The sequence below is a fragment of the Mesorhizobium sp. B2-5-13 genome (genome assembly GCF_006440535.1).
GTDB classification, from domain to species: domain Bacteria; phylum Pseudomonadota; class Alphaproteobacteria; order Rhizobiales; family Rhizobiaceae; genus Mesorhizobium; species Mesorhizobium salmacidum.
This window is the reverse complement of record NZ_VFUI01000004.1, coordinates 193,774-215,566: the sequence shown is the minus strand read 5'-3', so window position 1 is coordinate 215,566 and position 21,793 is coordinate 193,774. Positions and strand designations below refer to the sequence as shown.

The 21,793-nt window shown below is 65.0% G+C and carries 17 protein-coding genes; 5 read left to right on the top strand and 12 right to left on the bottom strand.

Features of this window, described 5'->3' with window-relative positions:
* Positions 1–229 precede the first annotated feature (229 nt).
* Genes FJ434_RS09490 through FJ434_RS09480 form a run of 3 tightly spaced genes read left to right on the top strand, consistent with a single transcriptional unit; the run spans position 230 to position 3,857 of the window.
* Positions 230–2,050 carry a sensor histidine kinase gene (locus FJ434_RS09490; RefSeq protein ID WP_140745857.1) on the top strand — a complete coding sequence of 607 codons (1,821 nt, stop codon included), beginning with the start codon at positions 230–232 and terminating at the stop codon, positions 2,048–2,050.
* The gene (locus FJ434_RS09485) at positions 2,047–3,432 is read left to right on the top strand and encodes a sigma-54 dependent transcriptional regulator (RefSeq protein WP_140745855.1); all 1,386 of its coding nucleotides are present in this window, start codon (positions 2,047–2,049) and stop codon (positions 3,430–3,432) included. The genes FJ434_RS09490 and FJ434_RS09485 overlap by 4 nt, the downstream gene beginning before the upstream one ends.
* Complete coding sequence (locus FJ434_RS09480; protein ID WP_140505619.1) at positions 3,429–3,857, top strand: GNAT family N-acetyltransferase; 429 nt, start codon at positions 3,429–3,431, stop codon at positions 3,855–3,857. The genes FJ434_RS09485 and FJ434_RS09480 overlap by 4 nt, the downstream gene beginning before the upstream one ends.
* Here the strand turns inward: FJ434_RS09480 and FJ434_RS09475 are convergent, their stop codons facing one another.
* The 9 genes from FJ434_RS09475 to murA form a co-directional block, all read right to left on the bottom strand.
* Positions 3,858–4,973: an anhydro-N-acetylmuramic acid kinase gene (locus FJ434_RS09475; protein ID WP_140505617.1), complete on the bottom strand. Its 1,116-nt coding sequence runs from the start codon at positions 4,971–4,973 to the stop codon at positions 3,858–3,860.
* Between the two features lie 9 nt (positions 4,974–4,982).
* Complete coding sequence (locus tag FJ434_RS09470) at positions 4,983–5,987, bottom strand: serine hydrolase domain-containing protein (protein WP_140745853.1); 1,005 nt, start codon at positions 5,985–5,987, stop codon at positions 4,983–4,985.
* A 58-nt stretch (positions 5,988–6,045) separates the two neighbouring features.
* Positions 6,046–7,794 (bottom strand): ABC transporter ATP-binding protein, encoded by a 1,749-nt coding sequence (locus FJ434_RS09465; RefSeq protein ID WP_140745851.1) that lies wholly within the window; start codon positions 7,792–7,794, stop codon positions 6,046–6,048.
* Positions 7,791–8,630 (bottom strand): ABC transporter permease, encoded by an 840-nt coding sequence (locus tag FJ434_RS09460; RefSeq protein WP_140745849.1) that lies wholly within the window; start codon positions 8,628–8,630, stop codon positions 7,791–7,793. Before FJ434_RS09460 ends, FJ434_RS09465 begins: the two co-directional genes overlap by 4 nt.
* Entirely contained in the window at positions 8,630–9,589 is a 960-nt protein-coding gene (locus FJ434_RS09455; RefSeq protein WP_140745847.1) for an ABC transporter permease, read from the bottom strand. The genes FJ434_RS09460 and FJ434_RS09455 overlap by 1 nt, the downstream gene beginning before the upstream one ends.
* Before the next feature lie 37 nt (positions 9,590–9,626).
* Positions 9,627–11,138, bottom strand: coding sequence for an ABC transporter substrate-binding protein (locus FJ434_RS09450; RefSeq protein ID WP_140714742.1), 1,512 nt, complete (start codon positions 11,136–11,138; stop codon positions 9,627–9,629).
* A gap of 144 nt (positions 11,139–11,282) precedes the next feature.
* Complete coding sequence (murQ, locus tag FJ434_RS09445) at positions 11,283–12,206, bottom strand: N-acetylmuramic acid 6-phosphate etherase (protein WP_140745845.1); 924 nt, start codon at positions 12,204–12,206, stop codon at positions 11,283–11,285.
* Between the two features lie 163 nt (positions 12,207–12,369).
* Positions 12,370–13,251, bottom strand: a complete 882-nt coding sequence (locus tag FJ434_RS09440) for an N-acetylglucosamine kinase (RefSeq protein ID WP_140505602.1) — start codon at positions 13,249–13,251, stop codon at positions 12,370–12,372.
* On the bottom strand, positions 13,248–14,504 hold the full coding sequence (gene murA, locus FJ434_RS09435) for a UDP-N-acetylglucosamine 1-carboxyvinyltransferase (RefSeq protein ID WP_140745843.1): 1,257 nt from the start codon (positions 14,502–14,504) through the stop codon (positions 13,248–13,250). The genes FJ434_RS09440 and murA overlap by 4 nt, the downstream gene beginning before the upstream one ends.
* 154 nt (positions 14,505–14,658) lie before the next feature.
* On the opposite strand from murA, the gene FJ434_RS09430 reads away from it, so the two are divergent.
* Positions 14,659–15,519 carry a MurR/RpiR family transcriptional regulator gene (locus FJ434_RS09430; protein ID WP_140745841.1) on the top strand — a complete coding sequence of 287 codons (861 nt, stop codon included), beginning with the start codon at positions 14,659–14,661 and terminating at the stop codon, positions 15,517–15,519.
* A 6-nt stretch (positions 15,520–15,525) separates the two neighbouring features.
* On the opposite strand, the gene FJ434_RS09425 is transcribed toward FJ434_RS09430, so the two are convergent.
* The 3 genes from FJ434_RS09425 to FJ434_RS09415 form a co-directional block, all read right to left on the bottom strand.
* Entirely contained in the window at positions 15,526–16,881 is a 1,356-nt protein-coding gene (locus FJ434_RS09425) for a glutamine synthetase family protein (RefSeq protein ID WP_140714734.1), read from the bottom strand.
* A 247-nt stretch (positions 16,882–17,128) separates the two neighbouring features.
* Positions 17,129–17,827, bottom strand: coding sequence for a GntR family transcriptional regulator (locus tag FJ434_RS09420; RefSeq protein WP_140745839.1), 699 nt, complete (start codon positions 17,825–17,827; stop codon positions 17,129–17,131).
* A gap of 203 nt (positions 17,828–18,030) precedes the next feature.
* The gene (locus FJ434_RS09415) at positions 18,031–20,076 is read right to left on the bottom strand and encodes a N,N-dimethylformamidase beta subunit family domain-containing protein (protein ID WP_140745837.1); all 2,046 of its coding nucleotides are present in this window, start codon (positions 20,074–20,076) and stop codon (positions 18,031–18,033) included.
* Positions 20,077–20,518: 442 nt separating this feature from the next.
* On the opposite strand from FJ434_RS09415, the gene ftsZ reads away from it, so the two are divergent.
* A complete protein-coding gene (gene ftsZ, locus FJ434_RS09410; protein ID WP_027142209.1) occupies positions 20,519–21,556 on the top strand; it encodes a cell division protein FtsZ in 1,038 nt (345 codons plus the stop codon).
* Positions 21,557–21,793: the final 237 nt, after the last annotated feature.

The following is a 21,793-nucleotide window of genomic DNA, read 5'->3' as shown; positions in this document are numbered from 1 at the left end:
CTGCTAGGACTTTTGCAAGCGCTGTGCCAGATGGCGAATAGGCCGAAATCCCTGGGTTTCAGCCGTTCCTGCCCTGCTGTCGACGGAGACTTGTGCGGATTTCCGCACAGGTCTTGTTTGCCCTGGCGGAATTTCGCATTAGACTGGGCCAAAGCCGTGCAGGGAAGGGAGAGGGCCGACGCCGCGACAGCGCATCGATAGCGAAGCCCCAGGGTTAGCCGCCCGCGACCTGTTGCGCGAAGCGGTAGTGCGCCTGCGCGGCGGCCGTTGGCTGCTTGCGGCGATCGCGCTCGCGGTGCTGGTGGGAGCAGTCGCCGTTGCCGGGCGCATCGCCGAGGATCAGGCCGCCGGCAACTTGCGCGACGGGGCACTTGCCGCCTTGCCGCTGGCGGCCGGAACCCTGACCGGCGAAATCGAAAAGCAGCGTCTCGTGCCGCTAGTGCTGGCGCGCGACGATGCGGTGCGCGCCGCGCTGCGCCGTGCCGGGAAAGTCGAGGAAACCGCTCTCGACGCCAAGCTGAAGGCCATAGCCGGCGATGCATCGGCCTCGGCCATCTATGTCATCGACACGGCGGGCATGGCGATATCAGCCAGCAATGCCGGCCAGCCGGACAGCTTTGTCGGCATCGATTATAATTTTCGCCACTATTTCACCGATGCGATGGCCAAGGGCGCAGCCAGCCAGTATGGCCTCGGCACGATCAGCGGCAAGCCGGGTCTCTATCTTGCCGGCCGTGTCGACGATGGTGGCAAACCGCTTGGCGTCGCGGTTCTGAAGGTCGAACTCGGCGGTGTCGAAGCCAATTGGCGCGCCAGCGGCTTTCGCGTTTTCGTCACCGACGAGCGCGGTGTCGTTCTGGCCACCAGCCAGCCCGATTGGCGCTTCCATGCGCTGGCGCCGCTCTGCGCCGCGGACGCCGCCGCGGCGCATGACCGGCTTCAACTGATCGACGCCGCCTTCGAGCCGCTGCCGATACGGCGTGGCGCCGGTGACGGTCTGGCGACAATCGACGAAGCCGGAAAATCGCGCCGGTTCGTCGAGGTGGTGCAGGACTTGCCCGGTGCTGTTCCCGGCTGGCGCCTGTGGCTGCTGACACCCGCCGATGCCGCCATGACCTCCGCCGCCAACACGGCGCGCCTGACGACACTGCTCGGGCTGCTGCTGATGGGGCTGCTTGCCTATGTGTTCACCCGGCGGCGTCGCACACGCCGGCTGCGGCAGGAGGCGCTGGCGCGCATGAACACCGAGCTCGAGAGCCGCGTCAGCACCCGGACCGCCGAATTGACGCGATCGAACACGGCCCTTGCCGGCGAAATCGCCGAGCGCGAAAACGCCGAGGCCAAGGTCCGCCGGCTGCGCGACGATCTCGCCCAGGCCAACCGGCTCTCCATCCTCGGCCAGATCGCCGCCGGCGTAGCGCATGAGATCAACCAGCCGGTCGCCGCGATTCGCACCTATGCGGAGAATGCGGGCCGGTTTCTCGAGGCCGGCAAGACCGAACCGACGAGCGCCAATCTGACCTCGATCGTGTCGATGACCGAACGCATCGGCGCCATCACCGGCACGCTGCGCACCTTTGCCCGCCGGCCCGGCGTCGCGGCATCGCCGTTGCCGGTGCGCGAGGCGATCGAGGGCGCGTTGTCGCTTCTGTCCGGCCGCATCCGCGATTCCGGCGTCACCATCGTCAAGCCGCGCGGTAACGCATCGCCATTGGTGATGGCAAGCCGCATCCGGCTGGAGCAGATTCTCGTCAACCTGTTGCAGAATGCGCTGGACGCCATGAAGGACCGGCCCGATCCCCGTATCGAGATCGACCTCGCCGAACGTGGCGACAGGGTGCTGATTTCGGTGCGCGACAATGGTCCCGGCCTCGGGCCGGAAGCCGCCGGCAATCTGTTCATGCCGTTCCAGACCACCAAGGAAAAGGGGCTTGGCCTCGGCCTGGTGATCTCGCAGGAGATCGCCGAGGAATTGGGCGGCACGCTGCGGCTCGACCCCGACACGGCCAGCGGCGCATCCTTCACCATCGACTTGAGGCGGATCGAATGACGCAGGGATCAGGGTTGGTGGCGCTCGTCGACGACGATGCGGACCTGCTTCACGCCACCACGCAACTGCTTGAACTTGCCGGCTTCACGGTGATCGCGCTCGACGCCGCCGAGGCAGCGCTTGGTGTCGTCGACACGGATTTCGATGGTGTCGTCGTCAGCGATATCCGTATGCCCGGCATGAACGGTCTGCAGCTCTTCGACCGCATCAAGGCTGTTGACCCCGACTTGCCGGTGATCCTGGTCACCGGGCATGGCGATGTCGATCTTGCCGTCGCCGCGCTCAAGGACGGCGTCTATGATTTCATTCCGAAACCCTATGCGGGGGAGCGCCTGGTCGAGGCCCTGACGCGGGCATCGGAGAAGCGGCGGCTGGTGATGGAAAACCGGCGGCTGCGCGAAGCCGCGGCACTTGCCGCCGACGGCATGCCGTTGATCGGCGAGGCGCCCGCCATCCGCCGACTGCGTGAAACCTTGCGCCAGATCGCGGACATGGATGTCGACGTGCTGGTGGAAGGCGAGACGGGAACCGGCAAGGAAGTGGTGGCCGACCTCCTGCACCGGTGGGGCCGCCGCCGCGCAAAGCCCTTCGTCGCATTGAATTGCGGCGCTCTGCCCGAAACCGTCATCGAAAGCGAGCTGTTCGGCCATGAGGCCGGCGCGTTCACCGGCGCGCAGCGGCGGCGGATCGGCCGGATAGAGCACTCCAGCGGCGGTACGCTGTTCCTCGACGAGATCGAATCCATGCCGCCGGCGTTGCAGGTCAAGCTCTTGCGGGTGCTGGAGACGCGCAGCCTCACCCCGCTCGGCTCGAACGAGACGCGGCGCCTCGATCTCAGGGTCGTCGCGGCGACCAAGGTCAACCTCGGCCGGCCCGACCAGCGCGGCGATTTCCGCGAGGACCTCTATTTCCGCCTCAACGTGGTGACGCTGCGCCTTCCGCCCTTGCGCGAGCGGCGCGGCGATATCGCGATGCTGTTCGGCCATTTCCTCGGCAAGGCGGCGGAGCGGTTTGGCCGCCCTGTCGCCAAGGTGAACGCCGCCGTGAGCCATCATCTCCAGGCGCACGACTGGCCGGGCAACGTGCGCGAGCTCGCGCATTTCGCCGATCGCGTCGCGCTCGGACTTGGTGCCGATGACGAAACCAGGGCGGTCGCGCGGCTGCCGGAGCCGGCCGCCGTACTGCCCGAGCGGGTCGGGCAATACGAGGCGCAGCTCATCCGCGACGCGCTGCGCGATCATGGCGGCGACGTGCGCGGCGCCATCGACGCGCTCGGCGTGCCGCGCAAGACGTTCTACGACAAGCTCAAGCGCTACGGCATTGCCGCATCCGACTTCCGCCCTCTTGACGCTTCCAACCGCGCAATCCGGAAAGAGCCATGAACACGACACTTGAAACGACGGCAAATCCCGTGCCGGAAGAACTCGCCTTTCTCAGTGAACGGCTGACGGCGTTCAACGATGGCGATGTCGGCGCGTCCGAAAGGAAGGCGCTGGCCGTATTTGTGCGCGACGAGGACGGCGCTGTCGTCGCCGGCATCTCGGGCTACACCGCCTGGGGCTGGCTCTACGTGCAGTGGCTGTGGGTCGACGAAAGGCTGCGCGGCCAGCATATGGCAGGCCAGATGCTGGACGCAGCCGAACGCGAAGCCGTGGCACGCGGCTGCCAAAATGCCTGGATCGACACTTTTAATCCCAACGCCGCCAAGGTCTATCAGCGGCAAGGTTATCAACCTTTTGGGACGCTGGCCGATTTCCCGGTCGGCCGCAGCCGAATTTTCCTGCAGAAGAATCTATCGCCCGCGTGATCAGTCAGCCAGCTTTCCCCCGCGCATCGGTTCCGGTGCGCCGGTCGTGCTCGGGAAACTGATCGGCAGGCCGCGCAGCACGCGCACCGCGAGGAAGGCAAAGCACTCCGCCTCCACCGCGTCGCCGCTCCAGCCGAGGCTTTCGGCCAGCACCACCTCGACGCCGGCGCGGCTGGCGAGCATGGCCATCATCGTCGGGTTGTGACGGCCGCCGCCGCTGACCACCAGCTTCTTCGGCCGGCTTGGCAGAAGGTCGAGCGCCTTGCCGACTGCGGCGGCAGTAAACGCGGTAAGCAGCGCCGCGCCATCCTCGGCGTTCAGGCCGTCGGCCATGGCCGCGCTGAAGTCGAAACGGTCGAGCGATTTCGGATAGGCCTTGGTCAGATAGGGATGCTGCAACAGCTTGGCGAGCCGGGCTTCGTCCACCTTGCCCGCGCGGCCCAGCGCGCCGTCACGGTCCATTTCGCCGAGCCCTTTCGACTTGATGAAATCGTTGAGCGGCGCATTGGCGGGGCCGGTATCGAAGGCGATGACATTGTCGGCGCCGTCCCACCAGGTGATGTTGGCGACGCCGCCGAGATTGAGCACGGCCACCTCGCCGCTGGCGCCGGCGCTGCGCATCAGCGCGGTGTGATAGGCGGCTGCCAGTGGCGCGCCTTGCCCGCCGGCGCGCATGTCGGCCGAACGGAAATCATAGGCGACCTTGGTGCCGAGGATCTCATGCATCAACTCGCCGTCGCCAAGCTGGCGGGTCTGGCCGAACCGTCCGACCTGCGGCGCGCGATGCAGCACGGTCTGGCCGTGAAAGCCGACGACGCCGATATCGGCCATCGTCATGCCGTACCCTTCGACGAGTTCCTTCACCGCCGCCGACTGCGCACGCGTCAGCGCCTCTTCCGCCTTGCTGAAGATCGCCGGTTCCGGCCCGACAAAATTCCAGGCCCTGGCCGCGGTCAGCGTCTCCTCCAGCAAGGAGCGGATCGACGGGGAATAGGGCATCAGCCGGTAGGTGCCAAAATCCTCGATCCGCTCGCCATCGGTCTTGATCAGCGCCACGTCGATGTTGCCGTCAAGCACGGTGCCGGTCATCAGGCCGGCAGCCCAGATTGGTTCCATGGTCTATCCCTAGCCCCTGTTGATGAGATCGCCGACGGCTTGCCGCAGCGAGACGATGCCGCTGTCGAAATGACGTGTCGGATGGATGCGGTTGGTGAGCAAGGTCCACGCCTTGCTCTTGTCGAAGTCTATCCACAGTCCCGTACCGGTAAAGCCGGTATGGCCGATCGTTCCCGGACTGCATAACGCACCCCCGGACCAGCCTTCGTAAGGTCGTTCCCAACCATGGGTTCGGGTGGCCGACAACGGCGCGCGCATCAGCGCGATCGATTGTTCGGATGCGCCGGTTCCGTCCAACAATCCCTGGGCGAAGTTGAGCACCGAAGCGGCCGTACCGAACAGGCCGGCGTGACCAGCGCCCTGCAACGCCGAGCAATTGTCGTCGTGGACCTCGCCGGACAGCACGCGGTGGCGCCAAGTGCAATCCTCGGTCGCCGCGGCGGCATCGGGTTCCGTGGACCAGGCAAAGCTCGGGCCGGGCTCCATGGCGCGAATGCTCTTGCCCGAAAGCCGCTCCAGCGCAAAGCCGAGCAGGATGAAGTTGATGTCGGAATAGACGGGGTCGCGCGCCCGCCATTCGCGCTGCAGGATGAAGGCGCGCAGCAGCTCGGGATCGCGTCCATAGGTGTAGATCGGCTCGACTGCGGGGAAGGGCGTCTGGTGGCCGAGGCACTGTCGGAAGGTCACCTTCCGCTCCCAGGCGTTGGCGTCATATTGGCGAAGGTCGGGAAGCACCGAGATCAGCGGTGCGTCGAGATCGATGATGCCGTCCTGCGCCAGCGCCAGGATACGCGGCGTTGTGAAGATCACCTTGGTCAGCGACGCCAGGTCGAACCAGGTGTTTTCCCGCATTGGCCGCGGCTTCGGCACGAGCTGCGCCGAGCCGATTGCGCGGACGATGGGCTCGCCATCGCGGCTGACAATGCCGAGCACGCCGCCAGGGATACGTCTGGCGGTCACTGCCGTTGCCAAGGGCGCGAATGCGCGGTCGAAGAGCTGGGAGAGGCTACTCAATGCCGGCCTCCTTCGGAGAGGTAGCGCTGTCCCGCCGACCTTACATATCCCTGGGCCATCACGCCTCCACCCTCGCCATATGATCCCCTCCAAACCGCTCCCATTTCGCCGGAGCCGGCTCAAACCCCTGCGGGCGCACCAGCGACGGCACCTGGCGCGTGTCGATCTCGAAATGCTCGTGCCGCCGGTCGATGGTCGGAACGGCGGCGATCAGCTTCTTCGTATAGGAATGTCTCGGCTTCGACAGCACGGACCGCGCGTCGCCGATCTCGACGATCTGGCCGGCATAGATGACCGCGATGCGGTGCGCGATCCGCTCGACCACGGCCATGTCGTGCGAGATGAACAGATAGGCCAGCGCATATTCGCGCTGCAGGTCGAGCAGCAGCTCCAGCACTTTGGCCTGCACCGAGACATCGAGCGCCGACACCGCTTCGTCGAGAACCACGACGGACGGGTTGAGCATCAGCGCGCGGGCAATGCACAGTCTTTGCCGCTGGCCGCCGGAGAATTCATGCGGGTAGCGCTCCAGGCTGTCCTTGGGCAGGCCGACGCGTTCGAGCAGGCCGGCCATTCTGGCCCGCGTTTGGGCATCCGCCCGCCCGCCGGTGGCGATCACCGGTTCGGCCAGGATGCTTTCGATGGTCAGCCTTGGGTTGAGCGAGGCGTAGGGGTTCTGGAACACCATCTGCACGGGCTTGGCGCCGCGCTCCGACGTGGCCGTTCGCGTGCCGACCGAGAAGCTGCCGCGTGTCGACCGCACCAGCCCCAGCACCGCCTTGGCGGTGGTGGATTTACCCGAGCCGCTCTCGCCGACGATGGCCAGCGTCTCGCCTTGCATCAGGTCGAAATCGACCCCGTCGACGGCATGCACCGCGCCGGTCGCGCGACTGAAGAAGCTGCTCTTGAGCGGAAACCGCACCACGAGACCATCGACCCTCAAGGCCGTTTGCGTGTTCGCGGCCTTGTCGCGCTGTCCGTCCGCGCGTGTCGCCCGGCCACTGGCGAAATGCGGCACGTCCTGCAGCAGGTGCTGGGTGTAGGGATGCTGGGGGCTGTCGAGGATCTGGTTCAGTTCGCCCTGTTCCACGGCCTGGCCGTTTTGCATCACCATCACCTTGTCGGCGATGCCGGCGACCAGGCCGATATCGTGGGTGATGAAGATCATCGACATGCCGCTTTCGCGCTTCAGCTCGGCAAGCAGCGCCATGATCTGTGCCTGCACGGTGACGTCGAGCGCCGTCGTCGGCTCGTCGGCGATCAGCAGGCGCGGATTGCAGGCGAGCGCAATCGCGATCATCACCCGCTGCAGCATGCCGCCGGACAACTGGTTGGGTGTGTATTTCAGCCGTCGCGCGGCATCTGGAATGCGCACGCGGTCGAGCGCGTCCCTGGCTGCCGCCGTGGCTTGCCGGCCCGTCAGTCCGCGATGCAGGCGGAACGATTCCTCGATCTGGGTGCCGATGGTCAGCACCGGGTTGAGCGAGGTCATCGGTTCCTGAAAGATCATGCCGATCTCGGCGCCGCGAATGCCGGTCAGTTGCGGTTCAGTCGCGGCTGCCAACTCGAAGAGGGTCCGATCGACCCGCTTCAGCTTCATGGAACCGCCGGTAATGCGGCCGCCGCCGAAATCGACAAGCCGGTTGATCGACAGCGCCGTCACCGACTTGCCTGAGCCGCTTTCGCCGACAATGGCCAGCGTCTCGCCGTCGGCGAGGTCGAAGCTGACCCCGCGCACCACCTCATTGGCCTTGGGATTGCGGCCGAAGCCGACGCGCAGGTCCGAGACCGACAGCAGCGGGGTCATGCCAACACTCTCCGCATCCTGGGGTCGAGGATGTCGCGCAAGGCGTCGCCCAAAAGGTTGAAGCCCAGAATGCTGATCATGATCGCCAGGCCTGGGAAGATCAGCAGCCAGGGTGCCGTTTCCATCAAATTGCGGCTGTCGCTCAGCATCAGGCCGAGCGACGCGGCGGGCGGCTGCGTGCCAAGGCCGAGAAAGCTCAAGCCGGCTTCGGTCAGCAGCGCCCAGGCGAGCGCCAGCGTCACCTGCACAGTCAACGGCGCCACGAGGTTGAGCAGCAGGTGGCGCGTGACGATATAGCTCGAACTGCTGCCGAAGGTTCGCGCGGCATCGACGAATTCGCGTGTCTTGAGCGACAGCGCGGGGCCCCGCACCACGCGCGTGAAAATCGGCGTGTAGACGATGCCGATGGCCACCACGCTGGTCCATGTGCCCGGTCCGGCGACGGTGACGATAAGCAGCGCCAGAAGGATCGCCGGGAAGGCCAGCAGCACGTCCGTGATCCGCATCACGACGCCGTCCCAGCGGCGCCCGAGCCAGGCGGCGGCAAGCCCCAGGACCGTTCCGGCAAGGGACGCGAAGGCCACCGACAAGAAGGCGACCGTAAAGGACTGGCCGATGCCCGCCATCAGGCGGCTGGCGACGTCGCGGCCGAACAGGTCGGTGCCCATCCAGTAGGCGGCGCCGGGCGCGTGCAGCCGGTCGATACGGTATTGCGTGATCGGATTGTGCGGCGTCAGCCCCAACAGGCCAAGGATGGCGAGCAGCAGATAGACGCACACGATGACGCCGCCGATGCGGCCGCTGCCATGGCCGAAGATGGCACGCAGGATCCGCATCACTGTTCCCCCAGCCGGATGCGCGGATCGAGCGCGACATAGGCGAGGTCGACCAGGAGATTGACGATCATGAAGTTGAAGGCGATGAACAGCACGCTGCCCTGCACCAGCGCGTAGTCGCGCTGCAGGATGGCATCGAGCACCATGCGTCCGAGGCCGGGCAGGGCATAGATTTGCTCGACGATGACGGCGCCGCCCAGGAGGTAGCCGAACTCTATGCCGCTCAGCGTCACCACCGGGATCAGCGCATTGGGCAAAGCGTGGCGCCAGATGACACTGCGCGCCGAAGCGCCCTTGCTGCGGGCCGTGCGGACATAATCGTCGCTCAACACGTCCAGCATCGCCGAGCGCGCGATGCGGGTGACGGACGCCGCGAAGGCGAAGCCGAGCGTGATGGCGGGCAGGATCAGCTGGCTGAGATTGCGCAAGGGATCCTGCCAGAGCGGTGCGAATTCGCCCATCGCCGGCAGCACGCCGAAGCCGGCCGACAGCGTGTAGATGATCAAGAGGCCAAGCACGAAACTCGGCGTCGACTGGCCGATCATGGCGACGATGCGCACCCCAAGGTCGGACGGTTTTTCGTTGTGCGTGGCGGCGTAGATGCCGGCCGGCATGCCGACGAGAAGCGCGATGATCATTGACAGCACTGCCAATTCCAGCGTCAGCGGAAAACGCTCGAGGATGACGTCGAGAACCAGCCGACCATAGGTGACGGAGATGCCGAAATTGCCGTGCAGGATGCCGCCGATCCAACGCCAGAATTGAACGAACCAGGGTTGGTCGATACCGAAATAGGCGGCGAGCGAATCTCGTTGTGCCGGCGTCAGCAGGCCGGCCTCGGTGCCCAGCATCGCCGTGATGGAATCGCCAGGCACCATCCTGATCGCGACGAAGACCAGGATGGACACGCCAAGCAGGACGAGAGGAAACGTCGCCAGCCGTCGCAAGAGATAGTTCACGCCAGGAAGACCTCTCGTCCCGTTGCCGAATCCGGCGCTATTGGATGGTCACCTTGCTCAGGCTGAACAGCGTGCCGGTCGGCGTCGGCACAAAGCCGGCGATGTTCTTCTGCTGCGCCGTGTAGCTGTAGGATGTGTAGAGCCAGATCCACGGCGATACCTCGGCGAGGTGCTTCTCGAACGCCGCGAAGATCGTCTTGCGTTTGGCCGGGTCGGTCTCGGCGCGACCCTGCTGCATCAGGCTGTCGAGTGTATCGTCGATATAGTTCGCCACCTTCTGCAGATTGCCAGCCTTGGTCCAGTAGCGGTTGTACATGGTGTAGGGGTCGGCGCGGCCGCCGTTGAGCGCGATCGCCATGTCGAAATCGCCCTTCAGCCAGGCGTCGACATAGACGTTGAGCTCCATCATCTTGATGTCGAGCTTGACGCCGATCTCGGCGAGCTGCGACTGGATGACCTGGGCTTCCGCCGCCGCCGTCGGCGGCTCGCCGGTGGCGCCGATCACGGTCGCCGAAAAGCCGTCGGCAAAGCCGGCCTCGGCCATCAGCTTCTTGGCCTTTTCGACATCGCGCTTGTAGCAGAACAACTGGCTCGGATCGGTCGCCAGCGCCGGGATGGTCAGCGGCCCGGTGACCTTGCCTTCGCCCAGCGCGGCGGTGTCCAGCACCTCCTGCCGGTCGATGGCGCAGGAGATCGCCTGGCGCACCTTGAGCTCGGTCATCGGCTTGCGCGATGGGTTGAGCTGCAGCACGTTATAGGCAAGCACCGGTACACGGTTCAATTGCAGGTTGGCTTCTTTCGGCACCAGCGTGGCGACGAGCGGGTCGTTGAGCAGGGCGAAGTCGATCTGCTTGGTGCGCATGGCGGCGAGGATCGCCGCCTCGTCGGGCAGCACGCTGATCTCGATGCCGTCGACGCCGGTCGCGCCGCCGGCCCAGTCCTTGTTGGCGCTCAGGACTTCCTTGGCGTTTGGGTCCCATTTGTCGAGCTTGAACGGGCCGGAACCGACCGTCTTCGTGCCGATCGATCCGGCCTTGATTTCAGCCGCCGGAACGATGGCCGCGTTGACGTCGCTCATCGCCGTCAGGATTGGCGCGTCGGGCTGCGAGAGGTGGAACACGACGGTCGCCGCATCAGGCGTGTCAATGCTGGCGATCGACAGGAAGTTGGCGCGGGCGGCGGCACCCGTCTTCTCGTCGAGGATGCGCTCGAACGACGCCTTGACGTCGGCGGAGGTTACCGCCGTGCCGTCCTGGAATTTCGCCTTGGGATCGAGCTTGAAGGTCAGCTCCTTGCCGTCTTTCGAGAATTCCCAGGAGGTGGCGATAGCGGGGATGATCTGCAGGCTGGCGTCGAGCCGCACCAGCGGCTCGTAGATGAGCTCCAAAAGCCGCAGCGACGAGAACGCCGTCTGCTTGTGCGGGTCAAGCCCGGTGGCGTCCTGCGACCAGGCCATGTGCAATGTCGCCGCCTGCGCCGAAACCGTGGCGATGCCGAGCATCGCGGCAAGGGTGATGCCCGAAAGCAGCCTTCCTGTAAGATGAACCATTCTCGTCTCCCATTATTGAACTCGATGCCTTGCAGTTTCCGCGGGCCGCTTCCAAGGCACACATGCTTTGGAGTATCGGCCCAGTCTATGCGGCTTGACGCCGTCTTGTCTAAAGCGGCTTCAGCCGTCTTGTCTAAAGCGGCCTCAGGCCGCTTCGTCGCTGATCGCCTTTCGCAGGAACCCTCCGGCCTTGGCCAAAGCGGCCCGCGCCGCTTCGACGTCGAGGCCGGTGATGGTGACCAGGATCGCCAGCTTGACGTCATTGCCGGTCCGGTCGAGCGCCTGCCGCGCCTGCGGCGCGGTGCAGCCGGTCGCCTGCATGACGATCCTGATCGCCCGGACGACCAGCTTCCTGTTCGACGGGTTCAGGTCGACCATCAGGTTCTGGTAGCTCTTGCCGATGCGGATCATCGAAGCCGTGGTCAGCATGTTGAGCACCAGCTTCTGTGCTGTTCCCGATTTCAGCCGCGTCGAGCCGGTGAGCACCTCGGGACCGACGACCGGCGAGATGGCGATCTCGGCGATGCCGGCAATGGCCGAGGCCGGATTGCAGGACAGCGCGACGGTCGTCGCGCCGATCTTCTTGGCATAGGTCAGCCCGCCGATCACATAAGGCGTGCGCCCGCTGACCGCGATGCCGACCACCACGTCGTCAGGTGTGAGCGTGATGTCCTGCAAGGCCTTGGCGCCCATCTTCGGGTCATCCTCGGCGCCTTCCGTTGAGCGCACCAGGGCGTCGGACCCACCGGCGATCAGGCCGACCACCATGCCTTCGGGCACGCCGAATGTGGGCGGGCACTCCGAAGCGTCGAGCACGCCAAGCCTGCCGCTGGTGCCGGCGCCGATATAGACAAGCCGCGCGCCTTTCTGGAAGGCGAGCACGATCCGATCCACCGCGGTGGCGATTTCCGGCAGCACCTTTTCGACGGCCGCCGGGACAAGCCTGTCCTCGTGATTGATCCTGCGCAGCACGTCGATGGTCGGCAGCAAGTCGATGTCGACGGTCCCTGGATTCCGGCCTTCGGAAACCAGCCGGCCCAGCTCAGACATCAACCGTTGCTCGGTCATCCCAATGCTTTCAAAAAATCTGCTGCGCGGTCCGGCATGGCTCGACCGGCAAACGGTGCAACAGACCGTGGTCCGTCACCGCAGGTTCTCCTGTTAACTTTTTAGAATTTGATATTCACATCGTCAATAGAAATTTGGAATATTTTATTCCTACTCTTGCCACCTATCCCTTGCATGCCGATTTCTTGGCAAGAATGATCGCTCCGGACACGGCGTCGCCGTCCGCGGGTTTCAGGCGGCGCCGGACGTCGGGGGAAAGCCAGGGCTCGAGCGGGCTGGCAAGGCCGCCCAGCAGGGTCACGCGCGGCGCACCTTTTTCGAACAGCACCCGCACCAGCGTGTCGATCTGCTCGGCGGCGCTTTGCACGATGCGGCGTCCGGCGGGGTCGCCTTGGTCGGCATGCCGCATCACCATGGGTGCAAGTGCGGCATAGTCCGTGGCGCTGGCGCGGTCCATCCAGGCGACGGCCTCCATCGGGTCGCCGGCGAAGCGCTGCATGAGTTCCGCCAGCAGCGCCGTCCGTTCGTGGCGGCCGTCATGGGCGCGCAGCGCCAGTTGCACGGCTTTCAGTCCGAGGTCGGCGCCGCTGCCCTCGTCGGAGATCGGAAATCCATAGCCGCCGGCGCGCAGGTCGCGGCCCTCGACAAAGCCAAGGCCGATCGAGCCGGTCCCGGCGATGACGATGGCGCCGTCCTGGCCCGAATGCGCGCCAAGGCAGGCGCCGACGCCGTCGCTGACGAAGTCGATGCTGGCAAAGGGATGCGCGATTGCCCGCAGCGCCTCCAGCGCGCCTTTGCGGCCGATGCCGGCAAGGCCGATGCCGGCATGGATGCGGACGGTCTCGGCGGGCGCGAAACCTGCTTCATCGATCGCCGCGCCGTAGGCTTTGGCAATGGAGCCCCATGCTGCCTCGATGCCGAGCCGCGTCGTCGCCGGGCCGGACAGGCCTTGTCCCAGCACCATGCCTTGCGCGTCCTCAAGACGGGCGCGGCAACCGGTGCCGCCGCCATCGACGCCGAGAAAATAATCCGTGTCGGTATTCATGCGCCCAGCCGCTCGATGTCGGCGCCGCACAGGCGCAGCTTGCGGTCCAGTTGCTCGTAGCCGCGGTCGAGGTGATAGACCCGGTTGATGATGGTCTCGCCTTCGCTGACCAGCGCCGCCAGCACCAGCGACACCGAAGCGCGCAGGTCGGTGGCCATCACTTGCGCCCCGTGCAGTTTCTCGCCGCCGCGCACCAGCGCCATGGTGCCTTGCAGCTTGATGTTGGCGCCGAGCCGCATCAGTTCGGGCACATGCATGAAGCGGTTCTCGAAGATGGTTTCGCGCAGCAGCGAGGCGCCCTGCGCGCAGCACATCAGCGCCATGAACTGCGCCTGCAGGTCGGTCGGGAACCCCGGATAGGGTTCCGTGGTGAGGTCGGCTGCCTTGAGCGGCCGGTCGCGCGAGACGATCAGTCCCCGGTCGCCCGGCCAGACGCTGACGCCGGTCGCCTCCAGCAATTGCACCACCGAGGCCATGTGTTCGAGCCGGGCATGCGTCAGCTCAAGCTGGCCGCCGGTGATGGCGGCGGCGATGGCATAGGTGCCCGCCTCGATGCGGTCCGGGATGATGTCGTGGCTGGCGGCGCGCCAGTTGGTGTCGCCCGCGATCAGGATGCGGTGCGTGCCTGCGCCCTCGATGCGCGCGCCCATGGCGCTGAGGCAAGCGGCGAGGTCAGCCACTTCCGGTTCGCGCGCCGCGTTCAGGATTTCGGTTTCGCCCTTGGCCGTGGTCGCCGCCATCATGGCGGTTTCCGTCGCCCCGACCGATGGCGACGGGAGCACGATGCGGGTGCCGGTCAATCCGTTCGGCGCCGAGGCGACGATCAGGCCGTTCTCTATGGCGATCCTGGCGCCCAGCGCGGCGAGTGCGGCGACATGCATGTCGACCGGCCGCGCGCCGATCGCGCAGCCGCCTGGCAGCGAAACCCGGGCATGGCCGAACCGCGCCAGCAACGGCGCCAGGACGAGCACCGTCGCCCGCATCTTCCGAACCGTGTCGTAGGACGTCTCCTTGGAAACGGCGGCACTGGTGTTAATGAGCGCGGCATGGGCGGACCGGGTGATTTCGGCGCCGTGAAGCCGCACCACGCCGAGCATGTTTTCGACGTCGGTCACATCGGGCAGGTTGGTCAGTTCGAGCGGGTAGGGGCTGAGCAGCGCAGCCGCGATCTGCGGCAAAGCGGCATTCTTGGCGCCTGATATGGTGACCGCGCCTTGCAGTCTCTGTCCGCCGAAGATCCGCAATCTATCCATGGCTGAAACCTTGAGGGTCACCCCGGCGACCTGCCTGGGAATCCCGGGCGGTGGCCCGGGTCGAGCTGAGAATTAATTCTGCGTTCTTGGCTGTCAATCAAAATTGGAATAATTTATTCCTCGTCTTGCAGGTCTGAAGAGCGAGGGGATTTCCGTGTCTATCTTAAGCAGGATCAATGCCAAGCTCGACGGCATGGCGCCCGGCGATCGCGAGATCGGCCGTTACATCGTCGACAACCCCAACCGGATGCTGCGGCTGTCGACGGCCGCACTTGCGGCCGAGATCGGCCGCAGTCAATCGAGCGTCGTCAAGTTCAGCCAGAAGCTCGGCTATGCCAGCTATCAGGAACTCAAGCTCGCCGTCAGCGAGGCCAAGGCGCAGGATTGGCAGGTGCCGGCCGGCGTCATCCACGGCTCGATCGAGGTCGGCGATGGCTTTCCGGTCATCCTGAAGAAGCTGATCGGCAGCAAGCTGCTGTCGATGCAGCAGACCGTCGCCGCCAACAGCGAGCGCATCATCTCCAGGACGCTGGAACTGCTGGATGGCGCGCGGCGCATCCATCTGGTTGGCGTCGGCGCTTCCTCGCTGGTGGCGCGCGATTTCTCCTACAAGCTGATGAAGCTCGGCCGCAATGTGCTGCATGACAGCGACAGCCACATCCAGATGGCCAACGCCTCGACGCTCGGGCCTGACGATGTGCTGTTCGCGCTCTCCTATTCCGGCGCCAGCATCGAAACCTTGCGCATCGCCGAGCTTGCAGCCAAGCGCGGCACGACCGTGATCGCCGTCACCGGCCTGCATGAAAATCCGCTGAGCCGGGTCGCCGACATTCGCCTCTACACCATCGCCGACGAGGAGCGCGCGCGCTCCTCCTCCATCACGGCGCGCGACGCGCAACTGACGCTGACCGACCTTTTGTTCATCCTGCTGGTACAGAAGCAGCCGGATGCCAACGACTATGTCCACAACAGCGAGGCGGCGGTCACTGTACTGAAGGCTGAGCGGTCGACGTAAAGGGCCTCAGACGCTTTCGAGATAGGTCTCGATCTCGAAATCGCTGACATTCAGGGCAAACGTATTCAATTCCTGGCGTTTGCAGGCGATGAAGGAGTCGCGCAGGATCGCCGGGAAGATCTCCGCCACATGCGTCCCGCCTTCAAAGGTCGCGATCGCCGACGCCCAGTCCGGTGGCAGCTTGGCCGGGGCAACGCCTTGCCCGTCCTTCCCCGCCGGCTCGCCCGGTGACATCTGCTTCTCGATGCCGATCAGTGCCGCGCCCAGGATGGCGGCAAGCACCAGGTATGGGTTGGCGTCGGCTCCCGAGACGCGATGTTCGATGCGGCGCGCGCCGGTCGGGCCGCCGGGGATGCGGATCGCGACCATGCGGTTCTCGTACCCCCAGGCGACCGCCGTCGGCGCGTAGGATCGTGGGCGCAGCCTCCGGTAGGAATTGAAGTGCGGCGCGAACACCAGCGTGCTTTCGGCCATCGCCGCCAGCAGCCCGCCGACCGCATGACGCATGATGTCGGAGCCCTGGTCGGTGCCGTCGTCGAACACGTTGCGCCCTTCGCCGTCGACCAGGCTGAAATGGACATGGAAGCCGTTGCCGGCGCGGTCGCCATAGGGCTTGGCCATGAAGCAGGCGGCAAAGCCGTGCTTGCGGGCAATGCCCTTTACCGTGCGCTTGAACAACACCGCATCGTCGGCCGCCCGCAAAGCGTCGGCGACATGGTTCAGGTTGATCTCGAACTGGCCGACGCCGTTTTCGGCGATGGCCGTGTCGACGGGAATGCCTTGTGCGCGGCAGGCTTCGTAGATGTCATGGATGAAGGCTTCGAAATCGTCGATCTCGTCGATCGACAGCGCCGCGTCGGAATCGAGACGCCGCCCGGTGACCGGTGAGACTGGTCCGACAGGCCGCTGCGATTGCGGATCGACCAGGTAGAATTCGAGTTCGGTCGCCGCGACCGGAGTGAGGCCGAGCGCCTTGTAGCGATCGAGGATGCGGGCCAGTGCCCGCCGGGGGTCGCCGAGATAGGGTGCACCGCTTTCATCGGCGAGCCAGAGCGGGACGAGCGCCGTCGGATGCGCCGTCCATTCCACCGGCAGAATGCCGCGTCCCGTCCATTGGCAAAGCCCATCGGCATCGCCGGTCGAGAAGACCAGGCTGTTGCCTTCGATGTCCTCGCCCCAGACATCGAGCCCGATCAGCGAATAGGGCATGCGCAGCTTGCCTTCCAGCGCCTTGCGGGCCTGCTCGACCGGTATGCGCTTTCCCCGCATGATGCCGTTGAGGTCGCACACCGCGGCCCTCAGGCTCTGGATGTCGCTTCGGCTTTCAAGCCAATTCAAAACGTCCGCAATTGCATCGCTCAATTTCCGTTACCTCTGGTTCCCTGCGGTGCCGCGCCTGAGGCGGCCACCCTATTTCACGACAAGACAGCTGATGAGTTCATGAAGGCATCTCCGACATCAGTCGGAAGAGTTTTCTTCATTTTTTCAAATCATTAGCCGGGATGTCGGGAGGCATTTCAGGAACCAATTGCGCGATTTGCGATCGCAACATAGCGACAAGACAGGGCAAAGCCAAGGGGCATCTGGTGACGGATCCAGGAACGTCGGCCTAGCTCCTCGCTTCCGGGAACATACCCTGCCGCAGGATGTGCGCGGCGCCCTCGTCGATATCGCGAACGATGGCTGCCCGCGCTCGCGCGCAGTCCTGTGCCTCGATCGCGGCAACGACTTCCTCGTGATAGTCGATATCCAGAATGGAGGAGAGGTCGTCCTCGAACCCCATGGCGAGGTTTCGGAGAAACGGGCCGACCTGCATCCACACCGTCTCGATCAGGAAGATCATCTGCTCGTTGCCGCAATGGCGATAGATCGAGAATTTGAAGTCGTGGTTCTTCCTGAGATAGTCGCCGATATCGCCCTTGCGGGCCGCCAGGGTCAATTCGGTGCAATGGCGTCGGATCGCCCGCAGATTGTTGCCGTTGATGAGTTTCGTCGCGAGTTCGGTCGCCGGGCCTTCGAGCAGCGTACGCACGGCGGTCAATTGCGAGAACCGCTCGGCCGAGATCACCGGCACCTCGACGCTGCCGTTCGGCATCGGGCTCAGCGCCCGCAATGCCTGCAGCCGCATGAAGGCACTGCGCACCGGCATGTCGCTGGTGCCCAGTTCCCTGGCGAGCTTGCGCGAGGTCAGCTTCTGGCCGGGCAGGAATTGGCCCGACATCAAGGCCCGCACGAGCTCCAGATAGACCTTCTCATGCAGAGGCACGGTATCGACGGCGGTCAAACCGAAATGTGTTCTGTCGGCCATTGGCGAGGGCGCTGCTTCATCCGTTCTGAAAAATGACCTGACGACACGCGCCGCGGACAAACTTTGGGCTAGGCACGGCGGAAACACCCAGGCCGCCGATTGATCAGGCATGATAGACGCTTCGATCGTTGCGCGGCAAGCCAACTGCTAGAGCCGGCGCGGTGCCGCGGGCGCCTACCTTTCCGGGGCTATCGATCCGGGGTCTACCGGCTCGTTTTCGCTGCCAGATGCGCCAGCAAATTCTTGGTGATCCGGCCGACGTCGTTCATGGCATCGCCCGCCGGCAAGGCGCCGCACCAGGCGACGGAACTCGCGCAGAAGATCAGGCCGCCCGAAGGCAGATGGCGCAGCGTCATCTCCGCGCAGCGGCGCCCGTCGCGCTCGCTGTCACCTCCTTCATACCAGCGGGTGGCGTCATGGACGAAGCTGTCCGGGAAACCGGTCGCGCGCGCAATGACCATGGTCTCGGGGGATGTGCCCAGATGCGGATCCGTGGCATCGACCTCGTAGCCGGCGGCGCCTCCGAGCACGATGCCATCGTCGCCGAAGGTCTCGCTGGTGACGCCGTCGAACAACCACGCGGCCGAGGGTTGACGGCTTTCCGGCGTGCGCGTGAAAGGCCGCGCGCCGTCGAACCCCATCAGCGAGATGGCGACGCCGGTCAGCGAGAACTCGCCGCGCCCGCTGGCGCGCAGATAGCCGCCCGGCTGGTTGGTGATCGACAGTGACTGTTCGGCGATGGCGCCGTCCCAGGTCCGGCCCGCCTCGAGCGGCGAGCGGCGCAGTTCCATCAGATCGTCGTGGAACGCGACCTTGCCGGCAAAGCCGTTGCCACCGAAATAGGCGATGCTGCCGCCCGCCGCCGCGAACTGGCGCAGCGCATGCTCCATCTCGACCGACATGTATTCGGGATGGCTGCCGGTGATGACCGCCCGGTAGTCTCTGAGGCCGGCAAGGCCCCGCTCATGCAGCTCGCGGTCGGTGATGAGATCGAAGGCAATGCCATTGCTGTGGCAGAAGCGCAGAAAATGCAGGTCGACCGGCAGATTGTGCGGACAGCCGCACAGCGGATAATTGTAGTCGTCGCGCAGCGTCGCCTTCGGCTTCCTGGTAGAACAGATCGACACGCCGCTGAGGTCGTTGTGGTAGTCGTAGAGCGACTTCAGGTTATTATCGATCGCGAAGCTGTGGCCGCGATCCTCGCACCTCCATTCGTAGAGATGCGCCGGCAGGAATTCATCCGCGTAGGCGAGGTAGGTGGCCGTCGGCACTAGGAACACCAGTGGCGCGCGGCGTGCCGACGAAGTGATGAAGAAGACGATATGCTCCGATCCTTGGTCGTGACCGACCTCGAAGGCATAGACCCCGGGCGGTGCCGCGGCGGGAATCTGCAATTGGCAGGAGGCGGGCCACTGCAACGCGCCCATGTCGTCGTCGTGGCAATGCACGGCGTCATAATGCGACGGCACCAGGCGGGGGTCGAAACTCGACCCATCCCAGCGCCGCGAGGTCATGCAGAAGGCGGGCTGGTTGATCGTTTCCAGGAAGAGGACGCGACCGGTGCCTGTCGAGGCGAGCGGACCGCTCGGCAGCAGGGTCGGAAACGTCCAGGCGACACGACCAGCCGCGGTTTGCAGCGAGATCGCAGAGAACTTCGCGTTGAGCGACCTGACATCGTTTGCCATGCTGGTGCCGAAGACCATGTCACCAGGCAGGGGCCGCCACGGCAGGTCGAATCCGTGATCCAGGTGAAACGGCGACAGGAGATCGTCCGAGTCGATCCGCAGCACGGTCGCGCCGTCGTTCGACGAAATCTCGACCTTGAGCCAGGTGTTTGCCGGCAAGGCTACGCCGCTATCGAGCGACTTGCCGTCGAGGCCAGATGTCAGCCGCCCGTCCTGCAAGCCGAGGCGCAGGTTGCCGCTCTCGAACAGCACGCGGGCGCCATCATTGCGGGTCAAGTACACTTCGAAGGCGACGCCTCCGATCTCGGTGGCCTTGGCCAGTTCGGTCGCCGCAACCCGGAGGAAGGATCCATGATCGAAGTCACGATGCGATACGGCACTTCCTGTCGGCTCGACGCGCCAGTTCATCGGCTCGGCCCCGGGTGTGTCGAGCCGCACGATCCTGATGTCGCGTACCTGCCGCGACGACGAGACATGAAGGCCGACCGATGTTCCGGCCGCCGTATGCCAGGGAACGGTATAGCCAGAGACGGCCATGGCGCCGTGATCGACGGGGCGTTTCATCGCCGCAAAAGTCCGTGCCGCGATCCCGGCGGCCGCAATCTCATGGATGGCAAACTGGACAATTCTTTCATACCTTTTTGGTTCTGGAGGGGGTATATACACCATCGGCTTTGATTGGTGGCGAAGTCCGCAGAGATCTCGCCCTGGCGATCGAAGCATCGGCAAAGGCGGGTTCTGCCCAGCCGTCTCCAGGCATCTGTCGTGGTGTCTGATCTGCGACGACACTATCGCGATCACCCAGGACCGGACAGTCGGTCGCGTGGGGTTCGGCCTCTTCATCACAAATCTTGACCTTCCCGCACTTGCACGTCCGGCCGCTCTCTGGCTTTTTGGGGTATCCATCCGAACGGACTGATTCGCGTCATGCCGCTCGATTGCAATGTCTACGGGCAGTCTGCTTGTGGGCCGTGAAGCGCACGCAGTTGGCGAAGGAGAAGCAGGCATGGCCGAGTTCAAGAAGCCGGAAATCTCCGAGATGAGACCCAAGATCACCGTGATCGGCGTCGGCGGCGGTGGCGGCAACGCGATCAACAACATGATCGTCGAACAGCTTCAGGGAACCGAGTTCATTGCCGCCAACACCGATGCCCAGGCGCTGACCATGTCGAAGGCGACGCGGCTGATCCAGCTTGGCGCGCACGTCACGGAAGGGCTTGGCGCCGGCTCGTTGCCCGAGATCGGCCGTGCCGCTGCCGAAGAATCGCTCGACGAGATCATGGATCATCTGGCCGGCACCCACATGTGCTTCGTCACTGCCGGCATGGGCGGCGGCACCGGAACCGGTGCGGCCCCGATCATCGCCCAGGCGGCGCGTAAGGCCGGCATCCTGACGGTCGGCGTCGTCACCAAACCGTTCACCTTCGAGGGCCGGCGCCGCATGCAGATGGCCGAAGAGGGCATCGAGCGGCTGCGCGAGGCCGCCGACACCGTGATCGTGATCCCCAACCAGAACCTGTTCCGCATCGCCGACGCCAAGACCACCTTCGCCGATGCCTTCGTCATCGCCGACCGGGTGCTCTATTCCGGCGTCAGCTGCATCACCGACCTCATCGTCAAGGAAGGCCTGATCAATCTTGACTTCGCCGACGTCAAATCGGTGATGCGTGGCATGGGCCGCGCCATGATGGGAACCGGCGAGGCGTCCGGCGACGGCCGGGCGATGAAGGCGGCGGAAGCGGCGATCGCCAACCCGCTGCTCGACGAAATGTCCATGAAGGGTGCCAAGGGCGTGCTGGTCTCGATCTCGGGCGGCAGGGACATGACACTGTTCGAGGTCGACGAGGCGGCCACGCGCATCCGCGAAGAAGTCTACGAGGATGCCGACATCATCGTCGGCGCCATCTTCGACAAGAGCATGGAAGGCCGCTTCAGGGTCTCGGTGGTGGCGACGGGGCTCGATCGTTCGCTCGGCGAGGGTGATGCCGATCCCGGCATCGCGCGCGACCACGCCGGCCAACCGCCACAGCGGACGCTGCAGTAGGGCTTGCTTGATCAGGATTGATTGGGCCCGGGACTAATTTAAGTCGGTCCGGCTGCTTTGCGCGGCCATTCTCAGGCTTGCCGCATGGCGACCGCCTGTAGCTTCGTCTCGACCGTGTCTTGGCTGAAGCCGCGCCATGCAGATGGCGGGTTCGTTCGAATCCGTTTCTAGAGCACGTCCGTCTAATCAGGATCACATTCGCTATGCGTCTGGCAGACCTCTCATGGCGACGAGAAC

Bases quoted from the DNA above. Each gene is read 5' to 3' on its own strand.
- FJ434_RS09440 (WP_140505602.1), bottom strand. From the start codon at position 13,251: ATGAATACCGACACGGATTATTTTCTCGGCGTCGATGGCGGCGGCACC.
- FJ434_RS09415 (WP_140745837.1), bottom strand. From the start codon at position 20,076: ATGAAACGCCCCGTCGATCACGGCGCCATGGCCGTCTCTGGCTATACC.
- ftsZ (WP_027142209.1), top strand. From the start codon at position 20,519: ATGGCCGAGTTCAAGAAGCCGGAAATCTCCGAGATGAGACCCAAGATC.
- murA (WP_140745843.1), bottom strand. From the start codon at position 14,504: ATGGATAGATTGCGGATCTTCGGCGGACAGAGACTGCAAGGCGCGGTC.
- FJ434_RS09485 (WP_140745855.1), top strand. From the start codon at position 2,047: ATGACGCAGGGATCAGGGTTGGTGGCGCTCGTCGACGACGATGCGGAC.
- FJ434_RS09450 (WP_140714742.1), bottom strand. From the start codon at position 11,138: ATGGTTCATCTTACAGGAAGGCTGCTTTCGGGCATCACCCTTGCCGCG.
- FJ434_RS09465 (WP_140745851.1), bottom strand. From the start codon at position 7,794: ATGACCCCGCTGCTGTCGGTCTCGGACCTGCGCGTCGGCTTCGGCCGC.
- FJ434_RS09460 (WP_140745849.1), bottom strand. From the start codon at position 8,630: ATGCGGATCCTGCGTGCCATCTTCGGCCATGGCAGCGGCCGCATCGGC.
- murQ (WP_140745845.1), bottom strand. From the start codon at position 12,206: ATGACCGAGCAACGGTTGATGTCTGAGCTGGGCCGGCTGGTTTCCGAA.
- FJ434_RS09420 (WP_140745839.1), bottom strand. From the start codon at position 17,827: ATGGCCGACAGAACACATTTCGGTTTGACCGCCGTCGATACCGTGCCT.
- FJ434_RS09475 (WP_140505617.1), bottom strand. From the start codon at position 4,973: ATGGAACCAATCTGGGCTGCCGGCCTGATGACCGGCACCGTGCTTGAC.
- FJ434_RS09480 (WP_140505619.1), top strand. From the start codon at position 3,429: ATGAACACGACACTTGAAACGACGGCAAATCCCGTGCCGGAAGAACTC.